This window comes from Blautia pseudococcoides (assembly GCF_001689125.2).
In the GTDB taxonomy this organism is placed as follows: Bacteria; Bacillota; Clostridia; order Lachnospirales; family Lachnospiraceae; genus Blautia; species Blautia pseudococcoides.
In genome coordinates, this window is record NZ_CP015405.2 from 649,417 (window position 1) to 674,926 (window position 25,510).

Consider the following 25,510-nt stretch of genomic DNA (forward strand, 5'->3'; position numbering starts at 1 on the left):
CGTTTTGTTATTGCTATGGAGTCTTTTTACTGGTTCGTCCTAAAAGATAATCCACAGAAACATCATAATAATCTGCCAGTTTAACAAACACTTCAATAGGAATATTGATTTTCCCTAATTCATATTTGGAATAAGTAGTCTGTTTGACATGTAAATAATCGGCAAGTTCTGTTTGTGTCTTATCATTGTCTTCGCGCAAATTACGGATATTTTCATAAACCATGGTATAATCCTCCTAAGAATCTTCTATATTATAGAAAAGTCTTGTCAGGACTATTTAAAAATAGTCATCATGCGACTATAATTATTTTGCAAATGAGATAATAAGCAATATACTACTCAAAACACTTTATGTGAGGAGTATGAAATTAAAATGAAAGTGACCTATTGCTGGTTGCTTTTTGTGTATTGTCCGAAAGGCAAGGGAATGAAGAAGGGTGTTATATTTTTATTTGCATTTATGCTTGTGGGATGTTCGCCAAATCGTAACGAAAATAATTTGATAGAGGATAGGACTGTACTGGAGGAGCAGACCGAATTAGCTGTCAGTAATTTTTTGAATCGTAACCGGGATCATCTGGATTTTGATGTTTTCTGTATGTTAGAAGAGGATGGGATGACCATTGAAGTTATAGTGGATGATGTGTCATATACTTTTACCTGCAGTATGGCAGGAGACGTTATTAGTGTAGCAAGGTCGGACGGGAACCGGTTTGATTTGAGGGGATAGTAGTGATACCTCAAGCAATATTAGGAATACTGTTAATTTATAATGTTAAATCATAATGGTTTATTAAATTAATATATAAAAATTTTGGTATTAGTTAGATGAATAATGATTTAAAGGAGTTTATTAGAGATAGCTTAGAAGATTTATGTGATGCTATAGATCAGGCACCAACAGGAGTGAAAGATTTTGATTGGCCCACTCGTAAGTCATTAATTTTAGATTTATCATCATATCTTATGTATTTGTCTGCATCGGACGGGAATATCGTATGGCAAGAGGCTGCTTATATTAGCGAATGTCTTGATACCACTCTAAGCGTAGAAGATATAATTTGTTTGATAAAAGAGAATAATCTATATAGTTCGGAGTTTGCATCAAGGGTACCATTAACTTTACAAATATTTGTGAAGGCGGACAACATGGCAATTGAAAACACGAATTTTTCTGTTTCAAATATGCTTTATGAAACATACGGAGTCTTAGGAAAAGAATTTTTGGCTTGTGATGAGAATATAGCTAATGAAGAAATAGATGATATGTTAATTTATTTAAATATGTTGCGTAACTATATTGAAGAAAACTTATTGTATGCTATAGATATTAAGATGCCAGAAGAAATTGGACAAGAATATATAGTAGAGACGGGAATAGAAGATGAGTTAGACACGGAAAACGAAGAAAATTTAGAAGATTTGTTATGCCAACTAGACTCTTTAGTTGGTCTTAATGCTGTTAAAAATGATGTTAAATCCCTTATTAATTTTATGCAAATTCAAAAAATAAGGGAAGAACGTGGTCTAAAACGAATACCTATGACTTTACATCTGGTCTTTTCTGGAAATCCAGGGACAGGAAAAACAACAGTGGCACGTTTGTTGTCAAAAATTTATCATAAATTAGGTGTTCTTTCAAAAGGACATTTAATAGAAACCGATAGATCTGGACTTGTTGGTGGATATGTAGGACAAACTGCCATAAAAGTTAATGAGGTTATTCAAAAAGCGTTAGGAGGTATTCTGTTTATAGATGAAGCATATTCTTTGACTGAGAACAAAGGCGAAAATGATTTTGGATTAGAAGCAGTTGATACACTACTAAAAGGAATGGAAGATAACAGAGATGATTTGATAGTAATAGTGGCAGGTTATCCTGATTTAATGGATAACTTTTTGAACTCAAATCCGGGATTACGTTCAAGATTTAATAAATTTATAAAGTTTGATGACTACAGTCCTGCTGAATTATCTGCTATCTTTTGTAGTGTTTGTGACTCTGATTTGATAAGCTATTTGTTGGTCGGTAACGCTGTTGTTTTCATCAAGCTTTTTAACAAGATTACTGTAATTTTCTGCTAATAAACGAATGTTCTTATCCATTACATTTTCCTGATGTAATTTGATATCTGTAATTACATTTTGTATATACTCTTGTCCGTCTTTTAATGAGACGACTGTTTCGATGAGCATATTGAGCTTTTCATCAACTGTCATGGTATCAACCTCCCTGTGAATGGTGTATATATTGTACCACGTCCAAAGCGTGAAGTCTATTAAATTATCAAGGTACTTTGTATGTTGTTTATATGATTATTATACACCAACACTTGTGCAAAAAAACAATTGACGATATACACAAATATTAGTGATTTAAAACACAAATGTTAGTGCATAAAGCCTATAGACAAAACACTAATGTTGGTGTATTGCATAGACATAAACAAAACAACAGCAACCGAGAAAGCCGAAAGCACTCAATACTCTAAGCAATATACCTGTGAGGTACATTCCAATAGCCAGGAAGATTCTTAGAGGGTTGCTGAATAACAAAATATGGAGGTATTCAATATGTGTAAAACAATGAATGAATTAGAAAAAGTTATAGCGGATTACAGAGCAATGAAAACTTTATTAACAGAGACAGAAGCAGAAGTCAAAGACTTGGAACGTGAGATTCTTTCTTATATGGATACAAATGAGAAGCTGACAGAAACAGGTAAAGATTTTTCTATTAAAGTAACAACCTGTGAACGGCGAACAATTGATGCTAAAAGATCAGAAGCTGATTTGGGAAGTCTTTCAGAATATCAGAGAGTTTCACAGTTAGAAGATTGTATGTACACTGAGAGGTTGCAACCTCTATAAATAGGGCTTTAAGTTGCAAGCGTTCCCGCTGGAAACAGTGGGAGATAGCCATAAGGCAAACAATATTGTTTGAAGGGAGGATTTGATTATGACATTCAAAGTTATAGTAACATACCAGATACATGATGGAACGATTATGAAAAAGGAAATGACAGGCGTTGAAAAAGTTGAACGCACTTTTGAGAAAATTTCTTGTGACAACATTGAAGTTGTAAGAGTATACGAGCATGGGTCGCAGGTTCAATCTTAAATATCAATATGATAATAGAAAAATAATTTTTAGTATGAAATCTCACATTCGGGACGGAATGCTGGAGAAATAGACATTCTAGGGAGGAAAAAAGGATGAATGAAATCAAAGTATTCACGAGGACAAATGACGGTAGGATATCAAAAGTGATTGAATACAGTTCAGGAGCAAGAGTTGAGATTCCAATAAATAGAGATGGTACAGTCAAATGGTATGAAGACAGATTAAAAAAGGGGGTTGCACAGGATGAAAAAATACATAGTTGAGTATATGGAAAATGGCAATAGGTATGATATGAAAGTATTTACTGATTTCACAATTGCAATGGCATTTTACAACCGTATTCGTAGGAGAGAGTGGGCAAGGCTTTCATAACTGTCATGACTTTCACTTCTACAATGATTAGGCTGAATGGTTTTACTGGCGGTTCGATTCCGCCAGGGGCCTTTGACAATATGTTGTTAAAACAATCAAATAAATTAAACGGAGGTAAATAAGAATGAGAAAAACAATTAATGCAATCGGTACAGTGGATTCAAGAAAAGTGAGTGTTGATTTTGCAGGGCAGATTGAAATGCATATGCCATTTGAAGAAATCGGTGCTAAAGCAGATGCAATCATTGAAGAATGCATGGAGCAGTATAAGAAATGTTATCCGGAAATCAATACGGAAAGTGACGTCTTTTGGGACTTCAGACTGGTATATACAGTAGGGATAGATAATCCTGAATATACAGAGTTTATGATTGATATTTACATATGGCAAAAGACTAACAAGGCAGCAGGAGAGGATACATGCGAATATTATGGGGATATCCCTTTGGGATTAGATGAATTGGATAAAGAAAAGGTTAGGCAGATGATTGCAGATAAAATGAAAGAAATATTCTTTATGCCCGTAGGTGGAGCCAGAGCAACAGCATAAGGATTAAGGTAGTTAATCTGATAAAAAATGAATGGAGGTATATATTATGATGAAGTGGAAAGCAAGGAGAGACAACGAATATCGGTGTTTTAGAATTAGGGAATGTGACTTTTAACGAGGATTTTTTAGAAGTATCCATTGATATCTTTGATATGTCTGAAGAATTAAAAAGAGAAGTATACAAGGCTATTGAGATACAGAAGGTCAATGACATAAAAGAACGGGATGAATGGTATGCAAAGAATCCTGACTTAAAAAAGTATGAAAGAGTATGGAGTGTTAAAACAGTAATTATTGACTTTACATATTTAAGCATCGTATTAGAAACGGGACAACCAACAAAGTATGTTATTGAAGTGGGATTTCATGACGCAGACAATGATTTAATTGAATCGGCAGCTAGTGTTACGGTTGACTTGTCGGAATATACCAACGAATTAAAGAAAGCAATCGTAAAAGTGATGGTTGACAAATTCTTTTAGTGTACAGGCTGAGGGATTGTCTTCATTAGGCAATCTCTCTCTAAAAGGAAAATATAGAGGCTATTTGTCGAGTGAAATATTGAGGAAGAAAAAGAGGTGCGAACTATGGCTTTAGTAATCACGAATGGAACGTATTATTTAAAGACTAATAGAAATGGTGGAATCGAAAAGACTTCAACTGTTGAGGATGCTCAAGAGTTTTATAATGTGAATGTTGCTACACATAAGATGATGAAAGCGCCACGGAAAACAAGGGGATATTATATCTTGGATACTGATGGAAATGAGCAACCATCAAGCGGGAAAAAGAGAGGTCGGAAAAAGTATTCAGAAGATGTAAGAAGAATGATTTATGATAAGGCAGAGGGCAGGTGTCAATTATGCGGGCGGAAAATAACCTATGAGGAGCTTACGCTGGATCACATAGTACCCCTTGCTATGAATGGAATGGATTGTGTGAGCAATTTACAAGCGACTGATGCAGCTTGTAATAGTTTTAAGGGTTGTATACTTCCTGAGAAATTTATGGATAGGATTACGGAAATATTCATGTATCAGATGGATAAAAGGTATTCAGATAAGATTAGCTGGAAAATGGCACGGAACCTGCTAATGGAAATTCTGTAGTCTATAGGGGATATCCTTATATAAGAGATAATAATTCGGCACTGGTGGAAAAATCTGCTGGTGCCGATTGTATAAAGTGGAAGGGGATGGTATAATATTAGTGTAAAACTATTGAGAAAGTATGAGGTATATTTATGATATATTATGGTAGATTATTTGAATTGATGAAATTACAGGGGAAAAATACAACCCATATAAGAGAAGAAAAAATAATCGGTCAGGAGACTTTACGAAAATTAAAACTTGGAACAGGAATAATAGAAATATACGACTATAAGAATCCTAAAACCGGAATCGTAGAAAAAAAGCAAAGGGAAATTTCAGTAGATACCAAATCCATAGAATCTCTGTGCACATGGCTCAATTGTCAGCCAAATGAGATTATGGAAGTGATTCCAAATACATGGAAAAATGCTGATAGGTTATGTGAAGTATTAAAGTGTAGCAGTGAAGAGTTGCCGTCAAGGGTTTCAATGGAAAGTAAAGAGGATGAGTGATGTGTGAGAAATGATGAATAGTATAGCACCATATTAGGTCACAAGCTAAAGATGGAGAACTTAAAATGGAAATTTTAATCATTAAAAGTGATAGGAATAATTTTGAAAGATATTTTATTGGAAAAATGAAAAAAAGCCATGTTTGTGTTCAAGGTGCGTATAAAATTCATACTAACATAGGATATAAATTAATTAATGGTTTTATAAAAAAATTTAATAATTTTGATATATCCTTTCTATTCGGTAAATGGATAAAGAATCTAAAAAAATATGATATAATAATAATATTTGATAAGATATTTGAAATTGATATTAAAAGCCTTAGAATTATTGATTACATATGTGAAAATAAAAAAAATGATTGTAAAGTTATTTTATGGTATTGGAATATAATTATGAAACCACTAGATGAAACTTTAAAAGATAAGGTGGATATCTTTAGTTTTGATTTAAGAGATTGCATTAAATATAAAATATTCTATAATAATCAATTCTATTTTTTGACAAATTCTAATTTTGAAAATAAAATAATCTTATATGATTTGTTTTTTATTGGTAAAAATAAACAACGAATAAAAGAAATAGAATTTATAGATGAAAAGTTTATAAAAATGGGTTTGCGCACATATATAAAACTTTTAAGAGATCATAAAGATGAGTATATACTAGAAAAGTTTCATATAAAGAGTAAAGCCAAATATAAAACAATATTGAAGTTAGTATCACAATCATTTTGCATATTGGAAATATTACAAGAAAATCAATATGGTATGTCACTTAGGAGTTTAGAGGCTCTATTCTGCAAGAAAAAATTAATAACTAACAATAAAAGTATTATTAATGAAGATTTTTATAACCGAAACAATATTTTTATTATAGGCATTGATTCATGGAATAATTTAAAATGTTTTTTAGATAGTCCTTTGGTGGAAATTTCTAATGACATAGTAAAAAAGTATTCTTACGAGAATTGGCTTCAATATTTTATTGATTGGGGAATAAATAATGAATAGTTTAGAGGCTTTTAATACAATAATTTTAGTAATCTCATTCTCTGTAAATGTAATGACATTAACTTGCTTCGTTTTTAACGTTTTTGATTATCTGAATAAAAGAAGATGTCTTAATAAAATTCTTGGGATGAAAAAAGGTAAAGTATGGACAACTATATCTATATTCAAAAGATATTTAAAAGAAGACTATATGTATCAACTTATAACGTATGATGATTTTAAGGCGTATTGCCAACTAAATGATTTATGTAGTATGTTGAAACTTCACTTAATACCGAGTATGGAGCAAATAGATTTGAAAAATGAGATACATTTCGGAGGTCCAATTACTAATGTGAGAGTTGATAATTATTTAGGAGAGTATTTTCCAAAATTTCAATATTTTACTAAACCAGGTGGAGGAACACCTAAAAATATTTATAATCAAAGGAGTAGTATAAAAACACATAATGATGATAGGGCTTATCGAATTGGTAATATATATCTAAATATTGATCATGGTATGGATTATATATTCCTCATAAAATTGATTATATCTCCATCTAATATAAAAATGAAAAAGACTATTCATTTAATGTTTGCAGCTCATAGTACAGGATCAAGTAAAATAATAGAATGTCTAAAAGTACATAGTAAAGAAATATATAAAAAAGTTAAAAAAAATAGGTATTTTTTAGTAATACCTATAAATAGAGAACATAATACTCTGGAATTTGATAAGATGTTAGATTGTACATTAGAAATGTTTTAGCATCTTATTGCAAAGGAGTAAAATATAATATAAAAGTAATGCGAAAAATAGATTATTTTTTAACACTTGAGGCAGCAGTCAGGCCAGCCAGCAAGTGGCTGAGTTGCTATGAATTAGATGATGTAGAGGTCGTCGACGGCTACGGATGGGAATTAGTTTTTATAAGACAGGAATATGAAATCAGGACAAGTGGATATATGTCAAATCCATCAGATTATTTCAGAGTTGGGAAATGGATACTAAAACAGTTGAAGAAAATTAAAGAAAGCTCCGGTAATGGAAAATGTGAACCACTATTGCCTATAAATGGTTACAAATATGCTTCTATATATATTCATAAAAAATACAGATAAATCCTATAGGATAAATGGAAGAAGGAATAATGATACTTAAAGGATTAGTAGAATTATTGACAAGTGAATCATTCAAACTATTTCTTTTACAATATAGCGCAGAAGGAATAATTGAAGGTGGAATTAAAGGTATCACTAAAATATAATAATACAGGGTAAGGATTAAGGGACTGTCAAAAGCAGTCCCTTTTCATATGCGTCGAATCGTGTCGAACGACTTTTATTGCACAAATATGTATTAATTAGTATAATTGTATTTATGATTTACCATGCTACCATATAAAAGTAAGATGGAGGTAAGTTTTATGAGAAAAAGAGTTGTAGCCCTATGTGTAACAGCATGCATGTTTACCACAATGTTCGGGGGAACGATGGTACATGCAGCAGAATCTCAGACACCATTGCCGACACAACAAGAGAAAAAAGAAGATGAAACAACAGTTGGCAATGGTGAAAATCAAACAGAAAATAGTCCAGATATACAGGAACCGTCTGTACCAGATGAGGTAGAGACTCCTGATATCACTCCTGATGAAAATAAGCCTGATAAGCCAGAGGAACCAGTAATCAAGCCAGAAGAACCGAATAAAAATGAAGAGCCTGATAAGAATGAAAAAACTGATGGTTCTCTTCCGGATACGGAAACCGACGACGTAGATGATAAGGATATGTGCATCGGTATTGATGGCGAAGAGGAGCCTTATGAAATGGCCGAGTACCTGAGAGTGACAACGATTCCAGGAACGTGGATACAGGCAGCAGATGGTCGTTGGTGGTACAAGCATAATAATGGTACATATACAAAAAGTGGTTGGGAATATATTAATGGGAAGTGGTATTATTTTGATGGTTCCGGCTGGATGAAAACGGGCTGGATACAGACAAAGGGCAAGTGGTATTACTGCAATGGAAGTGGAGCTATGCTTACAGGGTGGCAACAGATAGGAGGGAAATGGTATTATCTTAATGGCGATGGAGCCATGCAGGTTGGCTGGATACAGCTTAGTGGAAAATGGTATTATCTGAGTTCAAGTGGAGCGATGCTGACAGGATGGCAGCAAATAGGTGGAAAGTGGTACTATCTTAAAGTCAATTCACCTGATAGTGGTTCTATGCTGACAGGATGGCAAAATCTAAAATACCCAGGTGCTTACAGTGGTAATGCTTATTACAATTATTTTAATAGTAGCGGCGAATTTGTGACAGATTCTGATTATAGAGGATGTAATCATGGATATTCAACATTTGGCGATTATAGATATACTATATCTCCAAGTAATGTGAAATATCATTCATATTGTTCATATAATCAAACGTTACAGATTGGTGTAGGTGCGGCAGCTTGGAATAGAAATGAAATTTCTCATATTGTAAAAGCTTCAAAAGCATCTGATGCAAATATGTTATATTATTCTGTTAAATTTTCTAGTTCGGGTACACTTGCAAGCACAATACATTATATTAATGGGGCATGGTCATCTAATATTAATGGTAGGTGGACGAAAACGAGAATTAATGTTGATAATGACCAAGGTATTATTAGTTCAGGTACGATTGCCCATGAAATAGGACATGCCTATGGACTATCTCATAGAATCACTAATCAAAATAGTATTATGTGTCAGGTAAGATATGGAAGAAAAGTTGATACGGTTCAATATACCGATTTGGAAGCCCTTAGACATATTTATTAAAGATGGGAGTTACATATGGATAAGAAAAAATGTTTAATAATATTGATGTGTTATTCAGTGTTTGTTACGGGCTGTGGTAACACCAACAAAGAAAATGTTTATATCAGCCAGATTGACAAGGAAGATATTGTCGCTACATATTCTGGAATATTCGATTATGCGGAAACATTTTCTAGTATAAATAGTCTTGCAGAAAATAGTGAGATTGTAATATACGGAGAGGTATCTGACTTAGAATGCCTTGTAGGAGAAAATGGCTTTTGTCGGACTAATATGATTGTTAAAGTTTTACAATCTCTGAAGGGCGATTATAAGGTTGGAGACATCGTTAAAGTGGTTAAGGATCAAGGTATAACCACAGTGAATGATTATATCGAATCATTTTCTTCGGATGAAGCAAAAGAGCTTAATAGAAATGATTTTAGTGAGTATTCTGATGATGATTTAGATAATTTATATATACAACAAATAGAAGAAAGTGATGTAATGTCTGAAATAGGGCAAAAAAGTGTATATTTCCTTGAAAAGTCAAGCTTTTATGATACAGAGCAAACATTTGCTAGGCTAACAGGTCCAGAAGCAGAATATACAGAAGTGTCGGATAATCAGTTTGTGCAAACGCAAGTAGTTGGCAGTGAATTAATGCAACCATATACGTTAAATACATATGATGGCGAAGATAATGATAGCGAGGTTGATATCTATACGTTAGATGAAATTGTTTTGGAAATAAACACAGCAAATTAATTTAGCGGTTGACTTCAAAGTAGGATAAAAATGGCTCCTTTTTGGTAAGAATTAAGATATGACAATTCTTATCGAAAAGGAGTATTTTAATACCTATGGTAAGGGAACAATTTTCAGATCAGCTTATATGCGTTGCAATCTGGATGGCCCAGGCTCAGTCAATTCTTCTTTTATAAAATCAAAGTAACCTTTCTGACCTACTAAAACCCCGCCGACTGCTGCCTCAGTTACAAAAATGTTTAACGATTTTTCGACAAGCATATAATTTTCGCCATCGGTGATTATTTCTTCAGAAGGAAAAAGCTTTTTTATTTCGCTAATGAGGTTATCTTCTGGTATTCGCATAAGCTGGACGTTGTTTAAGCAAACGTCTATTTCAGTGTATACAAACTGTATTGCTACACAAGATTTATTATTCTCATCGTAATATGCAATAAAGTCCTGTGACATGTCCCGTCTGACTTCATCATTTTCCCCAAGAAAAAAAGTTTCCTCAAAGTTAGGCATATTCTTGACTACTTCTTCAGGAGACATACCGATAAAGTCTTTTCCTTCATATCCTTTAAAGAGTTTTATATTATACATTTAATTCATTCCATTCTACCCATTATTCAAGGATTAGTACATTTTCCACTTGCATTAAAGTGATACTTTTTACCAGAGATAGTAAGACTTTCATTACAAGCCATTGCCCCATTAGATTTCAGATAATACCAAATACCATTTAATTGAATCCAGCCTACATGCATAGCTCCACTGGAATTCAAATAATACCAAGTTCCATTTAAGTTTAGCCATTCAGTCTGCATAGCACCAGAGCCATTTAAATATTACCATATATTACCATGTAAATTGCGTTTATGTAAAGTCATTAAAAATTTGTATGAAAAAAAATACTTTCTGGATAATACCCTTACACAATTATTAAAATATAAAATGCCCTTATCAAACCACAAAATGAATCTACAAATTTTACTGCTCCATTGATTTTAGCTCTTCTGTAATTAGTTGTAATATAGTATTGAGGATATAACTATCAGGCAGTAGAATCAGTACCTCATTTTTAGCGGGGTAAGCACTGAATACACACCTTTAAACAGGAAACATGATTACATGTAAAGTGGAATATTTTTAATATATATGTTATTATTATAATTATTTAAATTTTTATAAGGGGGGTTAATATATTGAAAAGTGAAAAAATAAGGAACACTATGGTAAAATCCATTCTAATTCTGACTATTGGTGGTGCTTTAGCGGGTTGTTCTGTAAATTCAGAATCATCTACGAAACAAACATCTGAAGAAAAAGTTCAGAAAGAAAGTCCACAGGAGTCCGATATAGAATTAACAGGTCAACAATTGATATTTAAAACAGACACGGAAGAACTTACAGAAAAGGCTGTTCCGGATTATGCTATAAAGAAAATCGAAAAACATTATGAAGGAAACAAAGAGGTCGGAGGCAGAATTTCTTCCAACGGAGGTGTAACCAGTATATCATACGGTGAGATAGGAGAAAAAACTGTCAGCATGGATGAAAAGCATGCTGTTGCAAAGGCAAATGAATGGATTAGTACAGCATTTAAAGGATTTGATATAAGTCTGCTGGATAATATAAATCCCATAGTAGGGGATATGTGCAAAACAGAATTGAGTGACGAATCTGAAGAATCTATTATCGGATATAGGATTGAATATCCTAACGTGTATAATGATGTAAGAATACAATATGAGGGTATCAGTGTACTGCTTGATGATTCCGGCATTCTGTACGGCAAAATAGAATGGAATGAATATGAAGAAATAGATTTACCAGTAAATAATGAAGCTACGCAATACATGGATTTTAATCAATCAAAAATATTGATGACAAATGTAGTAATAGAAGAATATAAAGAATTGGGATTAGATGAAAATAGTGAGGAGGCAAGATTGGTTAATAATGTTGAGTTGGTTTTTACAGATAACGGAAAAGAAGAGTATATACCTGTCTGGTATTATGAAATGGAAGATGGGAGAGCATATTATGTAAATTGTTTTGATGGTCAGGTTACCACCCTATAATTTATGCCATTAGCAAAGAGACTAATGCCCCTACCAAATCTAAACAAAATAGGTTTGATAGGGGCATTTAAATGAGATTATTATTCAGTGGTGGAAGAGAGAATTTCCTTTACTTCATCAATGCTTTTCCCGGATTCATCAATCAGCGTCTTTAAAGCAATTAAATCTTCCTGTTCTTTTATAGATTCCAGTTCCTTCAATTCAGCTTTTGTCTGTTTTAATTTATCTGTGAATTCAACAATCTGAGCTTTTGTGATCTCAATTTTTTCTTCCGTAGTATAACTTTTTCTTCCTCTTGCCATAAGTTTAAATACCTCCATAATTTTCTATACAAATAAATATACAACGCCCTATTGAAAAAGTAAAGTAGTATTATGGGTGTTCGGAAAATATCATAAATGCGCAATAAATCAAGGGTAAATCCTATGTTTATGAGATCCTTTCCATAAGTCAAGGAGGAACTATAAACGAATTGTTCGTTAAATATCCAGAATATAAGAAAAATTTAAATTTAATTCCTAGTAAGATAGTAGGAATTGAAAGATATAGAATAGAATACTTCCTTATTAAATAGGTATTAATCGATTAAAGAACCAAATGGTTTACATAATGTTATAGAGGTTCTGGGGGTTAAGAGAGGAATAATTAAAGCCTGAAAAATAAGGGGTATTTACTATTTTATAAGAAGGGCAGCCTGCAGTTAGGGTGATGTAAGACCTATATATGAGAAACAGGCTAAAGAAAATCTTAAATATGCGATGAATCGGGTATTTTTGCCGATGCTGTAGGTTGGAAATATGAGATTGTTCATGTTTCAGGTGGTGAGGATTATATTATGGTTCATGGTGGGCAGATGGCTCCATACATGATTTGTACAGTTCATGCGAAGTTAAAAGCCACTAATGATACAAATATTGAGAACATAGTAAAGAAACTAAATGAGACTATATTCACTCAAATGTCAGCGTAGAAACGGAGAATAGTAATATACAGGGCAAATTCTTACATTAAAATTACTGATGTGAGTAATCACCAGAGAACGGATAGTTAGGGTGTATTGGTAAACAAAATTACTGGACACTGATACGCCTATAAATAATTTACATACGATTGGAGGAATCGGTTATTACAGAAAATAAATAGAAAAAAGCTATACCCATCTTTAATCAGCGTCTGGCTGGATTTTTAATAATGTCTGGATACAGACTTATGGGATTAGAGGAAAATCAAAAATATAAAGGCAAAAATGTGTTCTATTTTATGGATTCAGATAAAATTCATAAAAGTATCCAAGTCTATTTTGGAAACGCAATGTCAAAGTAGGCGAAGGGGGAACTAACGGTGAATACAAATATTGAAAATTGTGATATTCAAGCATTGGAAAAACAGAAGGAAGCGCTAATGCATGAAATCGTATATGGTAAGAATGCAGGACATTTTGCGGTATTTGATATAGAGGCAGGATGTAGGAAAACAAGGACGGCAGAATCAGCATTGATTGAGGCATATAACAATGGGAAGAATTCACTTCTGGTCAGGCGGTCAGATAATGATTGTAGGGAATCAATGAATATTATAAATAAAATCACAGGAGAAAATATTGCATTCGCTTATAACAATGAAGACGTTGTATATCCTCATATTCATAATATAAATAAGACTTTATATAAAATACCTATTATAATTATTACCCATCAAAAATATAAAGTGTTAATGAAAGATCCTACTAAGAGAAAAATATTTACTGAGGGTAGAAGGAATTTAATTGTCGATGAATTCATATCTACAATTGATATTATTTCATTAAGTGAAAGTGACATTGAAACATACCGTATTTTATTTAAGAATGATTTTATTATATTAAGGGCATATGAGAGAGCGCTGAGTCAGTTGATTGACTTTTTAAAAACTTGGAATAAGGAAAATACAACACGTAGGTTTGTAACTATAACAGATCGACATCCAGCTAAAGATTTTGCTGAATTGATATAGTTAATTCGCGCCAATGTGACAAATGCAACATTATTAGAGTGGCGAAATTCTATCATCCAAAGTCCAGAGCTGTACCAATCTATTAATCTGAATTTAATATTTAGAGTAATTTCTTAATTTGGAATCAGATTTTACAGTACGAACTATAAATATCAAACAGAAACAAAATAATAGAATAAATAGTGTAATATATAACATGGCGATCATCCTTTCATCCTTTTTTTCCTTAAAATAGAATTAGGATGTTCCCATATAAACATGTTACCCCTAAAATTGGGGCTTGTCAAATTTCTGGACAATTATTTTTGGAGGTATTATACATGGCAAATAAAAGAGAAGAAATATGTGCACCGTAGGGCATACGGAAACAGTATAATCTAGCTTGTGGACACTGTGTAAGACGTTGCAATACCGTATGGTATAAGCCAATGCAGTAGTGGTAGAAACAAGAATCCCCTGCTTTAGCCGTGGGGAGTGTCAACTAAACTGGATTGGAACAAGCCGGTAGGAAGAGATTATATTTCAGAACTGCTATGGGACTATGAGAATGATGATCTGAGAAATGTATATATAGAGTTTACTTGTGCTATGAGTGCAATATATCGTGAGCAGACGGGTAGAGGAATAGCCGATACATGGTTAGATGATATGGGTGTACCGTCTTATACATTCAATAAAGAAACAGGTGTCATACAGAATAGACAGACTGGTGAAATTCACAGGGTAAGTAATAAGCCTTCACATCTTCATATAGTGAAGTGAAAATCGAATGAAAGTAGAGTAAAGAATTAAGGAACTTGAGAGATTGTATGGGATAGAGAAGGGAATAACCAGCATTCTAGCTTACCGAATAATTCGGTATCCTCTCAAGAACAACTTGCCGCCCAATTTGTTACATGGAGCAATAGAGTTTCGAGGGAATCAACATGAGGTGGTTACGAATTAATCGGAAATACCAACACAGTAACAGGCTTGATATAAGGTGTAAGAGATAAGAAGATTTCGTGGTTTTACCAGAAAGAGAGGATAAAAGTATGAGTGAAAAATTTACAGTGATAAATAGTGACAGCAGTAATTCGGGCAATATAGAAAAAAGATTGGAACAGCTCTATATGAAAGCATTTGGCAAGGAATTGGCTGCAATATCTGTCTATAGTGATTGGAACCAAAGTAGGGAAAATCTGAAACGTGGGGTGTTCTATGCTGTGAAATACTACGGGCTTGAGAGAATTGACAGGAGGCATAGTCGTGAACCAGGTACATATGAGCAGGTTAGTAATGATTTCAATTTTTTAGAGTGTGTGAAAACGCTTATGAAGCAGCTCACACCGAGGGAGATTATGTCTATGTTCCCGATAAGTAAGGAATATGACGGGGAAAAGTGGGATTGTAAGGACTATTATTTCACAGTTGAAAAACTGAAGGATTTTCAGTTAGATATTCCATTAGGTGATGAAGGATTAGAAGAGTTCTTATGGTGTTACTGGAATGAAGATTTGTTTGCATTTGATTTTGTCTCTTTCTCAATCATCAGTAATAGGTATAAGATTCAAACCGGGGGGCATCTCCCTATGCAACGGTTACAATACCGGGGAATTCTGAAAATGCTTTGACGGTCCCAGCGTATGATCCGCTGACAGACCATATTCTAACCAATGCAGGCCGCGGGTATACCAGGATTAATCAGATAACACCGGATGTGGCAGCACCGGGATATCAGACATCCTGTGCTTTTCTGGATAAACGGTACGATATCCAAATCCAATCTGGGGATATGGAATCCTGGTTTAAAAGATAAAGTAAAGCGGACTTTACAGAGCTGCAGTTGTCTGTGGCTCTGAAAAGCCTTAAGCCGGGCCTTCAGTTATTACCGAGGAATAGAGATAAGAGCGTCAGTACGGAACCTCTAATTCCTTTCCGGCTATCTTTTCCATAAGAGCGCGATTATTTTCCCAAGTTAAAAGTGGCACAATTTATATAAATACGTTATACTATAAACGCAAAGATAAAAACACAACGTATGGAAAAACCATACAGACCCGGCCGGTAGTCCGGGCGCAGTCAGAGCCGACAAATGGCGCAGTCTGTAAGTAACCTTCCTCCTTAGGTCGTCCCTTCTTTGCCGGACATGTGCAGCGATACACGGAAGGTATTCCTCACAGTCCATTAAAACATTTCAAGGAGGAACAAATATGGACAGAATTTCGATAACAGTGAAGGTGTTTTTTCAGGACCCCTTTTGGATTGGCCTGTGTGAACGAACAGACAACGGAAGCTGCTCCGTATGTAAAGTCACATTTGGGCCTGAGCCAAAAGAGTATGAGGTACAGGAATTTATCAGTCAGAACTGGTATCGTTTATGTTTCAGTCCGGCTGTTGCCGAAGCGGGGAGAAGAACAGAGCACAGGAATCCCAAAAGGATGCAGCGTGAGGTGAAAAAGCAGATGAACCAGACGGGCATCGGCACAAAAGCCCAGCAGGCTCTGAAACTCCAGCATGAGGAAAACAAAGAGAAACGTAAATCCTTTACCAAAGAGAAAAGGGAAGAGGAGGATCAGAGAAAATTTGTTCTTAGGCAGCAGAAAAGAAAGGAAAAGCACAGAGGAAGATAATCTCTTGTGCACTTCAAAAAGGCTTGAAACGGGAATTCGTTTCAGGTCTTTTTGTGTATTGGCAATATATGTTCAAAATGTACAATGTTGAAAAATAATAATGTATATTATGATGGATTGTGGTATGATAAAAGAATAACAATATGTGATAGGGTTACAGAGAAATAACTAAATTCTTGTAAGTAAGGGATTGGTAAAACCGGGAGAAAAATTCAAGAGGAATCAGGTCCTGGCAGTGGTAGAGGCTATGAAGATGGAGACAAATGTAATTGCGCTCATGGATGGAGAGATGGATGAAATCCTTGTAAAAGAGGGAAAAGAGATTAAAGCTGGGGAACTGCTGATGACAGTTAAGACAGTAAAATAATTGACAGGTAAAATAACCATAAAGGGATAAGCGCTGGTCTGCAGGGGCGGGAAAGTGCTTATCCCTTTATATATAGAAGGAAAAGTATCAGTATGGTAGAATGATTTTATAAATTGCCGGTCTTTTTCACGATATCGCCTCACCTGTATTTTTCCATGTATGAATAAAATCCAGAATTAAACTGGACTAAAATTGTTGAGAATGCACGTTCTCTGTGTTACAATGTCAGTGGTCCACATATCCTGATGAGATGCATAACCGTGTTTGTGACTATCCGGTCATTATCATACAGGTATTAGAAAACTGACACAGTGGGCAGAATAGGGAAGAGGAGGCAGAAGAAAAACATGATCATTATGAAAAGAAGTGGACAGTCAGAACCCTATGACATACGAAAAATTAAAAATGCGGTATTGCTGGCATTTAAAAGTGTCGGTCAGCCATATATGAATGAGGAGATTGAAAAAGTTGCAGAGCTGGCAGAACATAAAATTGAAAAATACTGTTTAAATGAGGCACAAAGCGGGCATACGGAGACTTTGGAGCCCTGTCAGCTGCAGGTAGAGCAAGTACAGGACATTGTAGAGCGTTCACTCACTGAACTGAATTACTACGAAGTGCTGAAAAGCTTCATATTATATAGAAACGAGAGAAGCAGAAGGCGGGAAGTCAGGGGAAAGATCATGGGGTATTTTGGGGAAGCAGGAGAACTGGATATGGTTCTCAAAGATATTCAGATTAAATATACAGACCATGTGTATCACCTGGAGCACCTGCTTGCCAAATTTCTCACTTTTTATAGAGAAGGAATCCAGGTGGAAGATCGCCTGGATTTACTAAAAAAGGCTGCAGTGGAACTGACGACCCAGGAAGCACCTCTCTGGGAATTTGCCGCGGGCCGTATTTTACACCTGCAGTTTACCTACAGATTAGAGCGTGAACTGGAAAAGTTTCAGATACACAATTTTTATGATAAGATTCATTGTCTGACAAAGATGGGTCTGTATGGCAGCTATATTTTAGAAAATTATACAAAGGAGGAGATTCTCCGATACGAGACATACATGCAGGAGGACAGAAATTATCTGTTTAATTATTCCGGTCTGGAGCTTCTTTTAAACCGATATGTGATCAAAAGCCGCCAGAATGTTCCCCTGGAAAGCGTGCAGGAGATGTTTCTGGGCATTGCTATGCATCTGGCTATGCCGGAAAAGAAGAACAGGGATAAGTGGGTTCGGCGTTTCTATGACATGCTCAGCACATTAAAGGTGACTATGGCAACCCCCACGCTGTCAAATGCCAGAAAACCATATCACCAGCTTTCCTCCTGCTTCATAGACACGGTACCGGACAGTCTGGATGGGATTTACCGCAGTATCGACAATTTTGCAAAGGTCAGCAAATTTGGCGGAGGTATGGGGCTGTATTTTGGAAAAGTAAGGGCAGCAGGCAGTGATATCCGTGGGTTTGAAGGAGCGGCAGGAGGTGTTATCCGCTGGATCAAACTGGCAAATGACACGGCAGTGGCAGTGGACCAGCTCGGTGTCCGGCAGGGAGCAGTGGCTGTCTATCTGGATGCATGGCACAGAGATCTTCCTGAATTTTTAAGCCTGCGCACAAATAACGGAGATGACAGGATGAAAGCCCATGATGTATTCCCGGCGGTCTGCTACCCGGACCTGTTTTGGAAGACAGCGAAAGAAGACATAGAGGCTGACTGGTATCTCATGTGCCCTCACGAAATTCTTACGATCAAAGGGTATGCTCTGGAAGATTCCTTCGGTCAGGAGTGGGAGCGGAAATACCAGGAATGTGTGGCTGACAGCAGAATCAAAAAACGGGTGATTCCAATCAAGGAACTGATACGCCTGATCATCCGAAGTGCTGCGGAGACAGGTACTCCCTTTACTTTCAACAGGGATATTGTCAACAAAGCCAATCCAAACAGTCACAAAGGCATAATATACGGCAGTAATCTCTGTACAGAAATTGCCCAGAATATGAGCCCCATTAAACAGGTGGAACAGAGGACGGAAGTTGTGGACAACGAGACTGTGGTTGTAACTGTTACACAACCGGGAGAATTTGTGGTGTGTAACCTGGCAAGTCTTTCGCTGGGAAGAATTGATGTGGATAATAGACAGGAGATAGAGGAGATCACAAGAAATGCTATGCGTGCCCTGGATAATGTTATTGATCTGAACTTCTTTCCGGTTCCCTATGCCAGAATCAATAACATGAAATACCGCCCCGTAGGGCTGGGAGTCAGTGGATATCATCATATGCTGGCAAAGAAGGGGATCCTCTGGGAGTCTGAGGAACATTTACAACTGGTGGACCGAATTTTTGAAGACATCAATTTTGCGGCTGTGAGAGCGAGCTGTGAAAATGCGGAGGAAAAGGGAAGTTACTCGTATTTTCCGGGAAGTGAGTGGGAAAGTGGTGCTTATTTTGAAAAACGGGCATATGTCTCGGAGCGCTGGTGTTCTCTCAAAAACCAGGTGAAGTTAAAAGGGATGCGCAATGGTTATCTCCTTGCAGTTGCTCCAACAAGCAGCACCAGCATGATCGCGGGAACAACAGCAGGTGTTGACCCGGTGATGAACCGGTATTTTCTGGAGGAGAAAAAGAACGGCCTTGTGCCCAGGGTGGCACCGGAGCTTAATACAGACACTTATTGGTATTACAAAAATGCTCATCATATCAATCAGGAATGGTCTGTCCGTGCCTGTGGAATCCGGCAGCGCCATATTGACCAGGCACAGAGTATGAATCTGTATATTACCAATGACTATACTTTCCGCCAGGTACTTAATTTGTACCTGCTCGCCTGGGAGGAAGAGGTGAAGACCATATACTATATCCGTTCTAGAAGCCTGGAAGTGGAAGAATGCGAGGTGTGCGCAAGCTGATGGAAATGAAGAAAAAGCCTTTGTTTAATCCACAGGGTGACTGTGAAATACAGCACCGTAAAATGGTGGGAGGCAATACAACAAATCTCAATGACTTTAATAATATGAAATATACCTGGGTCAGTGACTGGTACCGCCAGGCCATGAATAACTTCTGGATTCCGGAGGAGATTAATCTGAATGTGGATGTGAGAGATTACCCCGGACTGTCACAAAAAGAGAGACGTGCTTATGATAAGATTCTGTCTTTTCTTGTCTTTCTGGACAGTATTCAAACTGCCAACCTGCCTGCAGTCAGTGAGTATATTACTGCAAATGAGGTGAATCTCTGCCTTTCCATCCAGGCCTTCCAGGAGGCAGTACACAGCCAGAGCTACAGTTATATGCTGGACACCATCTGTGAGCCGCAGAAACGTACGGAAGTTTTGTACCAGTGGAGAGATGATGAGCATTTGCTGAAAAGAAATACTTTTATCGGCAGCCTGTATAATGATTTCCAACAGAAAAAGGACATGTTTACCTTTATGAAAACCATTGTAGCCAATTATGTATTGGAGGGCGTTTATTTTTACAGCGGATTTATGTTTTTTTACAATTTGGGCAGGAACCATAAAATGCCGGGCACTGCACAGGTCATCCGCTATATCAACCGGGATGAAAATACACATCTCTGGCTGTTCAGAAACATTCTTATGGAATTGAAAAAAGAGGAGCCGGAAATGTTTACGGAAGATAAAGTAAAAATCTACCGTGGGATGATAAAAGAAGGATGCGAACAGGAGATGACCTGGGGGGCCTATGTGATTGGGGAGGACATTGCGGGTCTTAACGGAGAAATGGTAAGGGATTATATAAAATATCTGGGTAATCTGAGATGTTTCAGTCTGGGATTTGAAGGGATTTATCAGGGCCATGATACAGAACCGGAGAGCATGCGCTGGGTAGGTCAGTACAGTAATGCAAACCTGATCAAAACCGATTTTTTTGAAGCCAAAAGTACGGCCTATGCAAAGAGCAGCGCGCTGGTGGATGATCTATAATCAATATGGTGCTGCCAGTGACGATCAGATTGTGATTCTCAGTCCATTCATAAAAAATAGTGGGCGGTGGCTTTTTCTGTCTGCGGCACAAGTGTTGTTTTCGGATTCTTTTTTATGTATAATTAACTGTATAGCAAAATGGTTAAGAGGAACATTTCATGCGGCTGAGTTACAGGGGGCAAAGGAAAAGAATTGAAAGAGTGACGGAAAGGACAGTAAATGAAAAAGTATATAATGGGTATGGATCTGGGAGGAACGAATATCAAGACCTCTCTGTTTACAAACGATTTCTCCCCGGTGGCTGAACAGAGGACACCTACCATGGTGCATCTGGGGGCAGAAGGGGTTTTGGAACGGATGGAAGAAAATATCAGGGATCTGCTTTTAAAGGCAGGAACATCGCTTCCGGAAGTGGAAGTTATGGGAATCGGGGTGCCGGGCCTTCTGGATATAGATAATGGCATATCCCTGTTTTCGCCAAATTTTCCAAAATGGGAGAATGTTCCCATTGTCCATTGGTTTAGGAAACGGTTAGGGATTCCGGTGTTTATTGACAATGACGTCCGTGTAAATCTGTATGGGGAATGTTTTTTTGGTGCAGGCAAAGGGAAAAAGAATGTTGTGCTTCTGACTTTGGGCACCGGATTGGGGGCAGGGGTCATGATTGATGGACATATTCTGTATGGGGCAACCGGCAGTATGGGGGAAATCGGTCATATGAATATGTACAGGGAGGGACGGCCCTGCCGCTGTAAAAGCTCGGGCTGCCTGGGGCGGTATGTGTCAGCGTTGGGACTTTTGCGCACCGTGAAGGAAAAGATAGAGGCAAAAGAGGAGACAATACTTACAGCATGGACCCATGATCCGGAAGAGATTACAGCTAAGATGGTATCCAGAGCCTTTGATGCGGGTGATACGCTTGCGAGAGAGGCTATGGAGGAAACAGGGGAAATCCTGGGGTATGGCCTTGTAAATGTGATCAACCTATATAACCCGGAGTGTATCATAATTGGGGGCGGCATGTCTGCGGCAGGGGAACGTCTGCTGTCAAAGGCAAGGGAGATTGTGGATACCCATGCATTGGAGATATCCGGAAAAGCCTGCACAATTGTAACAGCCCAACTGGGAGACGCATCGGGAATGCTGGGGGCAGCCAAAGCCGCTGCCATTAAAAATAGTAACAGAACAGAAGTATAGTATAAATATCCGGTTCACGCAAAGGAGTAGTCTATGCATGAGCCGGATATTTATACTTTCATCCAGGCAAAGTCAGCCAACCAGTTTTTTTAGTTTCCATTTACCGCTCTGTACGCGGATAAAGGAGAATATAGCACCAATTCCCCAGCCGATGGGGATTGACCACCAGATCGCACTGGCACCGATGAAATGAGCCAGAAGGTATGCGATGGCAACTCTGGAAAACAGATTAGACATGGAACTCAGCATAAAGGCACCCATATCTCCGGCACCTCTCAAAAGACCGTTGCCTACGAACATCAGTCCCATTAATACATAAAATACGGAGACTGTTTTCATGTATTTCAGTCCGTATCCCATAGCACTTCCATCTGAACCGCGGTTCAGGAACAGGGTGAGGAGCTGGGGGCCGAAGAGATAAATTATGCCGGTGATGATCAGGGAGAAAATAAGTACCATGAGCAGACAGGCTTTATAACCCTGAACCACCCGTTTTTCTTTTCCGGCACCGATATTCTGTGCGGTATAACTTGACATGGCGTTTGAAAAGTTCATATTTGGCATCATAGCCAGCGTATCAATTTTTGTTGCTGCTGTATATCCGGCTACAAATACTTTGCCGTAGGAGTTGACCAGTCCCTGCATGAACATCATACTCAGTGAGACAATGGACTGCTGCAGCATTGAGGGAACACCGACACGGGCGATTCTCCGGGCAGCGCTGGCTTCGAAAAGAGAAAACTTTTTGTTTGCGGCAGCAGGTTCATTTTCCATATTCTTCATTCTTTTAATGAGCACAAAGAAGGAGGCCACTGCGCACAGGCCCTGTGCGATCAGCGTTGCCCAGGCGACACCTGCCACACCCATATGGAAACGAATGACAAAGAGCAGATCAAGCCCGATGTTTGTCAGAGCAGATACCATAAGAAATTTAAGCGGTGTATTGCTGTCTCCCAGGGCGTTGTAAATGCCGTTTAATGTATTGTAGAGAAACAGGAAAACAGCGCCTCCAAAATAAATACGCAGATAGGTAAGTGAGTCTGCCATGATATCCGCATCTGTTCCCAAAAGTTTCAGAAGCGGTTCGGCAGCCAGCTCGCCGGCCGCCATGATCGCCAGTCCGATGACACCCAGAGCGATCAGTGCAGTGGAGATGGTGGTCTTCATTTCCCGGATCTGGCCGGCTCCAAAGAGCTGGGAAATGACAACCGTACATCCCATGGAGAGGCCGGCAGCGATTGCTACAGCCAGAAAAACAACAGGGAAGGAGGAGCCTACCGCTGCAAGCGCATCCTCACCTACAAACTTTCCAACTACCATGGAATCCACCATATTGTATAGCTGCTGAAAAAAGTTTCCGATAACCATAGGAAGCGCGAAGAAAAAGAGCAGCTTCAGAGGTTTGCCTTCCGTCAGATTTTTTACCATTTAAATCCCCCCCTTTTTTCTGTATGTAACTGCATTATTTGCAATTCGTTTGATGTGGTCCTGATGTATTTGCTGTTCCTCCTCGGAAAAGCCGGCATAGCATATTTGGTCCCAGGTTTTGTAGATATCCCGGATATGTTCATAAATCTCCCCGCCTTTATCTGTCAGAGATACAAATTTTTGACGACGGTCGCGTTCATTGATCTTGCGGCATATAAGACCTTTCTCCTCAAGAGATGCCAGGTTCTTTGCAATCCTGCCTTTATCCAGATTCAGATAATCCGCCATTTCCTCCTGACTGCAGCTTTTATCCTTGAGGATACGGATCAGCCTGCCTTCCAGGGGAATCAGCCCGTACCTTTCCATCTCACCCCTTACATATGACAATTCGCAGCGTCGTATGATGCTGACAAAATGATTATTCATATAACTGCCTCCTTGAAATTGGTTGTAATTTACAACTGTTGCATGGACAACTATTTATTATATGTATGTAAAAGGAAAATGTCAACATGAAATATTTATATATGTTATACTGAGGATTAATAGGCCGCTGTTCATTGATCACAGTTCCGGGTAATATTTATAACGTGAAGATGCCGGATGAGAAAGGAGTATGAATGGAAAAAATAGTGGAGATCATGGATAAAAGCGTTATTGCGGAATTGTTCGCAGGATGGGAGGAGATTTTGATCTGGTCCTGCCTTCAGGATTGTATGGGAAGAGCTTACGGAGATACCCGGGAGAATCCGCGGTCCGCGCAGATAGTAGTGGGGGATTTCTGCTTTTTTGCAGGGCAGCCGGAGGAGGCGCTTGTGCGAAATAAACCGGATGACAGAGAATCAGAGTTTATCATTATGGTGCCGGGTTCGGTAGAATGGGGAGATTTGATAGAAAAGGTTTATCAGGGATGTTCAAAAAAACGAAAACGATATGCGATCAGGAAAGAGCCGGATGTATTTGACAAAGAGAGGCTCAGGGATATAGTAAAGCATTGTCCCGAGGGATTTTCCCTGCATAAAATTGATAAAGAGACTTACAGGCAGGTTATGGAGAATTCATGGTCTGCAGATCTGTGTTCTCAGTTTAAAGATTACGAAGACTACAGGAAACGCGGACTGGGGGTTGCAGCCTTCGATAAAAAGATTTTGGCAGCCGGTGCGTCTTCCTACACGGTCTATAAAGAAGGGATTGAAATTGAGGTGGATACCCGTGAAGATTACCGAAGAAAGAAACTGGCGCTCTGCTGTGCCGCACAGCTTATTCTGGATTGTCTGGAGCGGGGCCTGTATCCCAGCTGGGATGCCCAGAATCCTGCTTCAGTGGCATTGTCAGAAAAACTGGGCTATCATTTTGATAAAGAGTATACAGTCTATGAAGTGTACAAATATACAAGGATGAAGAAAAATTGAATAGGTGAAAAATAGATAACGAATGATGTTTCGGATTCCGGGTTTTTGCAGGAGGGAAGAAGTGGATTGGTGATAATTAATATATTTTCAGCAGATAGATACAAAACAGGAATGTTTTAAGGGCGTGATTTTTCGCAGAGTTTACAAAAAATGCGAATATGCAATATGTCAATAGAAATATGCACTGTAATATGATAAGCTATAAAGCATAACAGATAAAGTTTTTATGTCTTACATCATTGCCATGGCGATAAAAGCCGGCTCCCCATGACAA

Annotated in this window: 31 protein-coding genes; 25 read left to right on the forward strand and 6 right to left on the reverse strand. The window is 37.5% G+C overall.

The window, feature by feature from the left end; translation table 11 throughout:
* Nucleotides 1–13: 13 nt before the first annotated feature.
* Nucleotides 14–223, reverse strand: a complete 210-nt coding sequence (locus A4V09_RS03015; protein ID WP_065541037.1) for a helix-turn-helix domain-containing protein — start codon at nt 221–223, stop codon at nt 14–16.
* 150 nt (nt 224–373) lie between these two features.
* On the opposite strand from A4V09_RS03015, the gene A4V09_RS03020 reads away from it, so the two are divergent.
* The 15 genes from A4V09_RS03020 to A4V09_RS03075 all read left to right on the forward strand — a co-directional run bounded on the left by A4V09_RS03020 (nt 374) and on the right by A4V09_RS03075 (nt 10,210).
* Nucleotides 374–730: a hypothetical protein gene (locus A4V09_RS03020; RefSeq protein ID WP_089280589.1), complete on the forward strand. Its 357-nt coding sequence runs from the start codon at nt 374–376 to the stop codon at nt 728–730.
* 98 nt (nt 731–828) lie between these two features.
* Nucleotides 829–2,085: an AAA family ATPase gene (locus A4V09_RS03025; RefSeq protein WP_198168568.1), complete on the forward strand. Its 1,257-nt coding sequence runs from the start codon at nt 829–831 to the stop codon at nt 2,083–2,085.
* Between the two features lie 489 nt (nt 2,086–2,574).
* Nucleotides 2,575–2,871: a hypothetical protein gene (locus tag A4V09_RS03030; RefSeq protein ID WP_065541038.1), complete on the forward strand. Its 297-nt coding sequence runs from the start codon at nt 2,575–2,577 to the stop codon at nt 2,869–2,871.
* 88 nt (nt 2,872–2,959) lie between these two features.
* Complete coding sequence (locus tag A4V09_RS24140) at nt 2,960–3,121, forward strand: hypothetical protein (protein ID WP_157123440.1); 162 nt, start codon at nt 2,960–2,962, stop codon at nt 3,119–3,121.
* Between the two features lie 95 nt (nt 3,122–3,216).
* A complete protein-coding gene (locus A4V09_RS24145; protein WP_157123441.1) occupies nt 3,217–3,387 on the forward strand; it encodes a hypothetical protein in 171 nt (56 codons plus the stop codon).
* Nucleotides 3,368–3,496: a hypothetical protein gene (locus A4V09_RS25700; RefSeq protein WP_274537189.1), complete on the forward strand. Its 129-nt coding sequence runs from the start codon at nt 3,368–3,370 to the stop codon at nt 3,494–3,496. Before A4V09_RS24145 ends, A4V09_RS25700 begins: the two co-directional genes overlap by 20 nt.
* A gap of 124 nt (nt 3,497–3,620) precedes the next feature.
* Nucleotides 3,621–4,046: a hypothetical protein gene (locus A4V09_RS03035; protein WP_065541039.1), complete on the forward strand. Its 426-nt coding sequence runs from the start codon at nt 3,621–3,623 to the stop codon at nt 4,044–4,046.
* 104 nt (nt 4,047–4,150) lie between these two features.
* A complete protein-coding gene (locus tag A4V09_RS03040; RefSeq protein WP_065541040.1) occupies nt 4,151–4,528 on the forward strand; it encodes a hypothetical protein in 378 nt (125 codons plus the stop codon).
* A gap of 105 nt (nt 4,529–4,633) precedes the next feature.
* Nucleotides 4,634–5,155 carry an HNH endonuclease gene (locus tag A4V09_RS03045; protein ID WP_065541041.1) on the forward strand — a complete coding sequence of 174 codons (522 nt, stop codon included), beginning with the start codon at nt 4,634–4,636 and terminating at the stop codon, nt 5,153–5,155.
* Between the two features lie 134 nt (nt 5,156–5,289).
* Nucleotides 5,290–5,652: a helix-turn-helix domain-containing protein gene (locus A4V09_RS03050; RefSeq protein ID WP_065541042.1), complete on the forward strand. Its 363-nt coding sequence runs from the start codon at nt 5,290–5,292 to the stop codon at nt 5,650–5,652.
* A 65-nt stretch (nt 5,653–5,717) separates the two neighbouring features.
* Nucleotides 5,718–6,665, forward strand: a complete 948-nt coding sequence (locus tag A4V09_RS03055; RefSeq protein ID WP_065541043.1) for a WaaS/CpsH family glycosyltransferase — start codon at nt 5,718–5,720, stop codon at nt 6,663–6,665.
* Entirely contained in the window at nt 6,658–7,416 is a 759-nt protein-coding gene (locus A4V09_RS03060) for a hypothetical protein (RefSeq protein WP_065541044.1), read from the forward strand. Before A4V09_RS03055 ends, A4V09_RS03060 begins: the two co-directional genes overlap by 8 nt.
* Nucleotides 7,395–7,769 (forward strand): hypothetical protein, encoded by a 375-nt coding sequence (locus tag A4V09_RS03065; RefSeq protein WP_157123442.1) that lies wholly within the window; start codon nt 7,395–7,397, stop codon nt 7,767–7,769. The genes A4V09_RS03060 and A4V09_RS03065 overlap by 22 nt, the downstream gene beginning before the upstream one ends.
* A 305-nt stretch (nt 7,770–8,074) precedes the next feature.
* Nucleotides 8,075–9,463, forward strand: a complete 1,389-nt coding sequence (locus A4V09_RS03070; protein WP_065541046.1) for a matrixin family metalloprotease — start codon at nt 8,075–8,077, stop codon at nt 9,461–9,463.
* Nucleotides 9,464–9,478: 15 nt separating this feature from the next.
* Nucleotides 9,479–10,210: a hypothetical protein gene (locus A4V09_RS03075; protein WP_065541047.1), complete on the forward strand. Its 732-nt coding sequence runs from the start codon at nt 9,479–9,481 to the stop codon at nt 10,208–10,210.
* Between the two features lie 123 nt (nt 10,211–10,333).
* Here A4V09_RS03075 and A4V09_RS03080 read toward each other — a convergent pair whose 3' ends face one another.
* Both A4V09_RS03080 and A4V09_RS26300 read right to left on the reverse strand, forming a co-directional pair.
* Nucleotides 10,334–10,795 carry a hypothetical protein gene (locus tag A4V09_RS03080; RefSeq protein WP_065541048.1) on the reverse strand — a complete coding sequence of 154 codons (462 nt, stop codon included), beginning with the start codon at nt 10,793–10,795 and terminating at the stop codon, nt 10,334–10,336.
* Nucleotides 10,796–10,821: 26 nt separating this feature from the next.
* Nucleotides 10,822–11,019 (reverse strand): choline-binding protein A, encoded by a 198-nt coding sequence (locus A4V09_RS26300; RefSeq protein ID WP_084043413.1) that lies wholly within the window; start codon nt 11,017–11,019, stop codon nt 10,822–10,824.
* Nucleotides 11,020–11,397: 378 nt separating this feature from the next.
* Here A4V09_RS26300 and A4V09_RS03090 point away from each other — a divergent pair, with 378 nt between their 5' ends.
* Nucleotides 11,398–12,276, forward strand: coding sequence for a hypothetical protein (locus tag A4V09_RS03090; protein ID WP_065541049.1), 879 nt, complete (start codon nt 11,398–11,400; stop codon nt 12,274–12,276).
* An 80-nt stretch (nt 12,277–12,356) separates the two neighbouring features.
* On the opposite strand, the gene A4V09_RS03095 is transcribed toward A4V09_RS03090, so the two are convergent.
* Nucleotides 12,357–12,578 carry a hypothetical protein gene (locus A4V09_RS03095; protein ID WP_065541050.1) on the reverse strand — a complete coding sequence of 74 codons (222 nt, stop codon included), beginning with the start codon at nt 12,576–12,578 and terminating at the stop codon, nt 12,357–12,359.
* Nucleotides 12,579–13,434: 856 nt separating this feature from the next.
* On the opposite strand from A4V09_RS03095, the gene A4V09_RS26660 reads away from it, so the two are divergent.
* The 8 genes from A4V09_RS26660 to A4V09_RS03140 all read left to right on the forward strand — a co-directional run bounded on the left by A4V09_RS26660 (nt 13,435) and on the right by A4V09_RS03140 (nt 22,396).
* The gene (locus A4V09_RS26660) at nt 13,435–13,599 is read left to right on the forward strand and encodes a DUF5659 domain-containing protein (RefSeq protein ID WP_408606830.1); all 165 of its coding nucleotides are present in this window, start codon (nt 13,435–13,437) and stop codon (nt 13,597–13,599) included.
* 18 nt (nt 13,600–13,617) lie between these two features.
* A complete protein-coding gene (locus A4V09_RS03100; protein WP_065541051.1) occupies nt 13,618–14,268 on the forward strand; it encodes a hypothetical protein in 651 nt (216 codons plus the stop codon).
* Between the two features lie 1,034 nt (nt 14,269–15,302).
* Complete coding sequence (locus tag A4V09_RS03105; protein WP_065541052.1) at nt 15,303–15,881, forward strand: hypothetical protein; 579 nt, start codon at nt 15,303–15,305, stop codon at nt 15,879–15,881.
* Nucleotides 15,882–16,460: 579 nt separating this feature from the next.
* A complete protein-coding gene (locus A4V09_RS03115; protein ID WP_065541054.1) occupies nt 16,461–16,880 on the forward strand; it encodes a YjdF family protein in 420 nt (139 codons plus the stop codon).
* 190 nt (nt 16,881–17,070) lie between these two features.
* Nucleotides 17,071–17,247 (forward strand): biotin/lipoyl-containing protein, encoded by a 177-nt coding sequence (locus A4V09_RS03120; protein WP_274537190.1) that lies wholly within the window; start codon nt 17,071–17,073, stop codon nt 17,245–17,247.
* Between the two features lie 347 nt (nt 17,248–17,594).
* Nucleotides 17,595–20,159 carry a ribonucleoside-diphosphate reductase subunit alpha gene (locus A4V09_RS03125; RefSeq protein ID WP_065541055.1) on the forward strand — a complete coding sequence of 855 codons (2,565 nt, stop codon included), beginning with the start codon at nt 17,595–17,597 and terminating at the stop codon, nt 20,157–20,159.
* The gene (locus A4V09_RS03130; protein ID WP_065544610.1) at nt 20,156–21,199 is read left to right on the forward strand and encodes a ribonucleotide-diphosphate reductase subunit beta; all 1,044 of its coding nucleotides are present in this window, start codon (nt 20,156–20,158) and stop codon (nt 21,197–21,199) included. Before A4V09_RS03125 ends, A4V09_RS03130 begins: the two co-directional genes overlap by 4 nt.
* A 219-nt stretch (nt 21,200–21,418) precedes the next feature.
* Nucleotides 21,419–22,396: an ROK family protein gene (locus A4V09_RS03140; protein WP_065541057.1), complete on the forward strand. Its 978-nt coding sequence runs from the start codon at nt 21,419–21,421 to the stop codon at nt 22,394–22,396.
* A 72-nt stretch (nt 22,397–22,468) separates the two neighbouring features.
* Here the strand turns inward: A4V09_RS03140 and A4V09_RS03145 are convergent, their stop codons facing one another.
* Nucleotides 22,469–23,824, reverse strand: coding sequence for an MATE family efflux transporter (locus A4V09_RS03145; RefSeq protein ID WP_065541058.1), 1,356 nt, complete (start codon nt 23,822–23,824; stop codon nt 22,469–22,471).
* Nucleotides 23,825–24,250: a MarR family winged helix-turn-helix transcriptional regulator gene (locus A4V09_RS03150; protein ID WP_065541059.1), complete on the reverse strand. Its 426-nt coding sequence runs from the start codon at nt 24,248–24,250 to the stop codon at nt 23,825–23,827.
* Nucleotides 24,251–24,444: 194 nt separating this feature from the next.
* On the opposite strand from A4V09_RS03150, the gene A4V09_RS03155 reads away from it, so the two are divergent.
* Entirely contained in the window at nt 24,445–25,236 is a 792-nt protein-coding gene (locus A4V09_RS03155) for a GNAT family N-acetyltransferase (RefSeq protein ID WP_065541060.1), read from the forward strand.
* Nucleotides 25,237–25,510 lie beyond the last annotated feature (274 nt).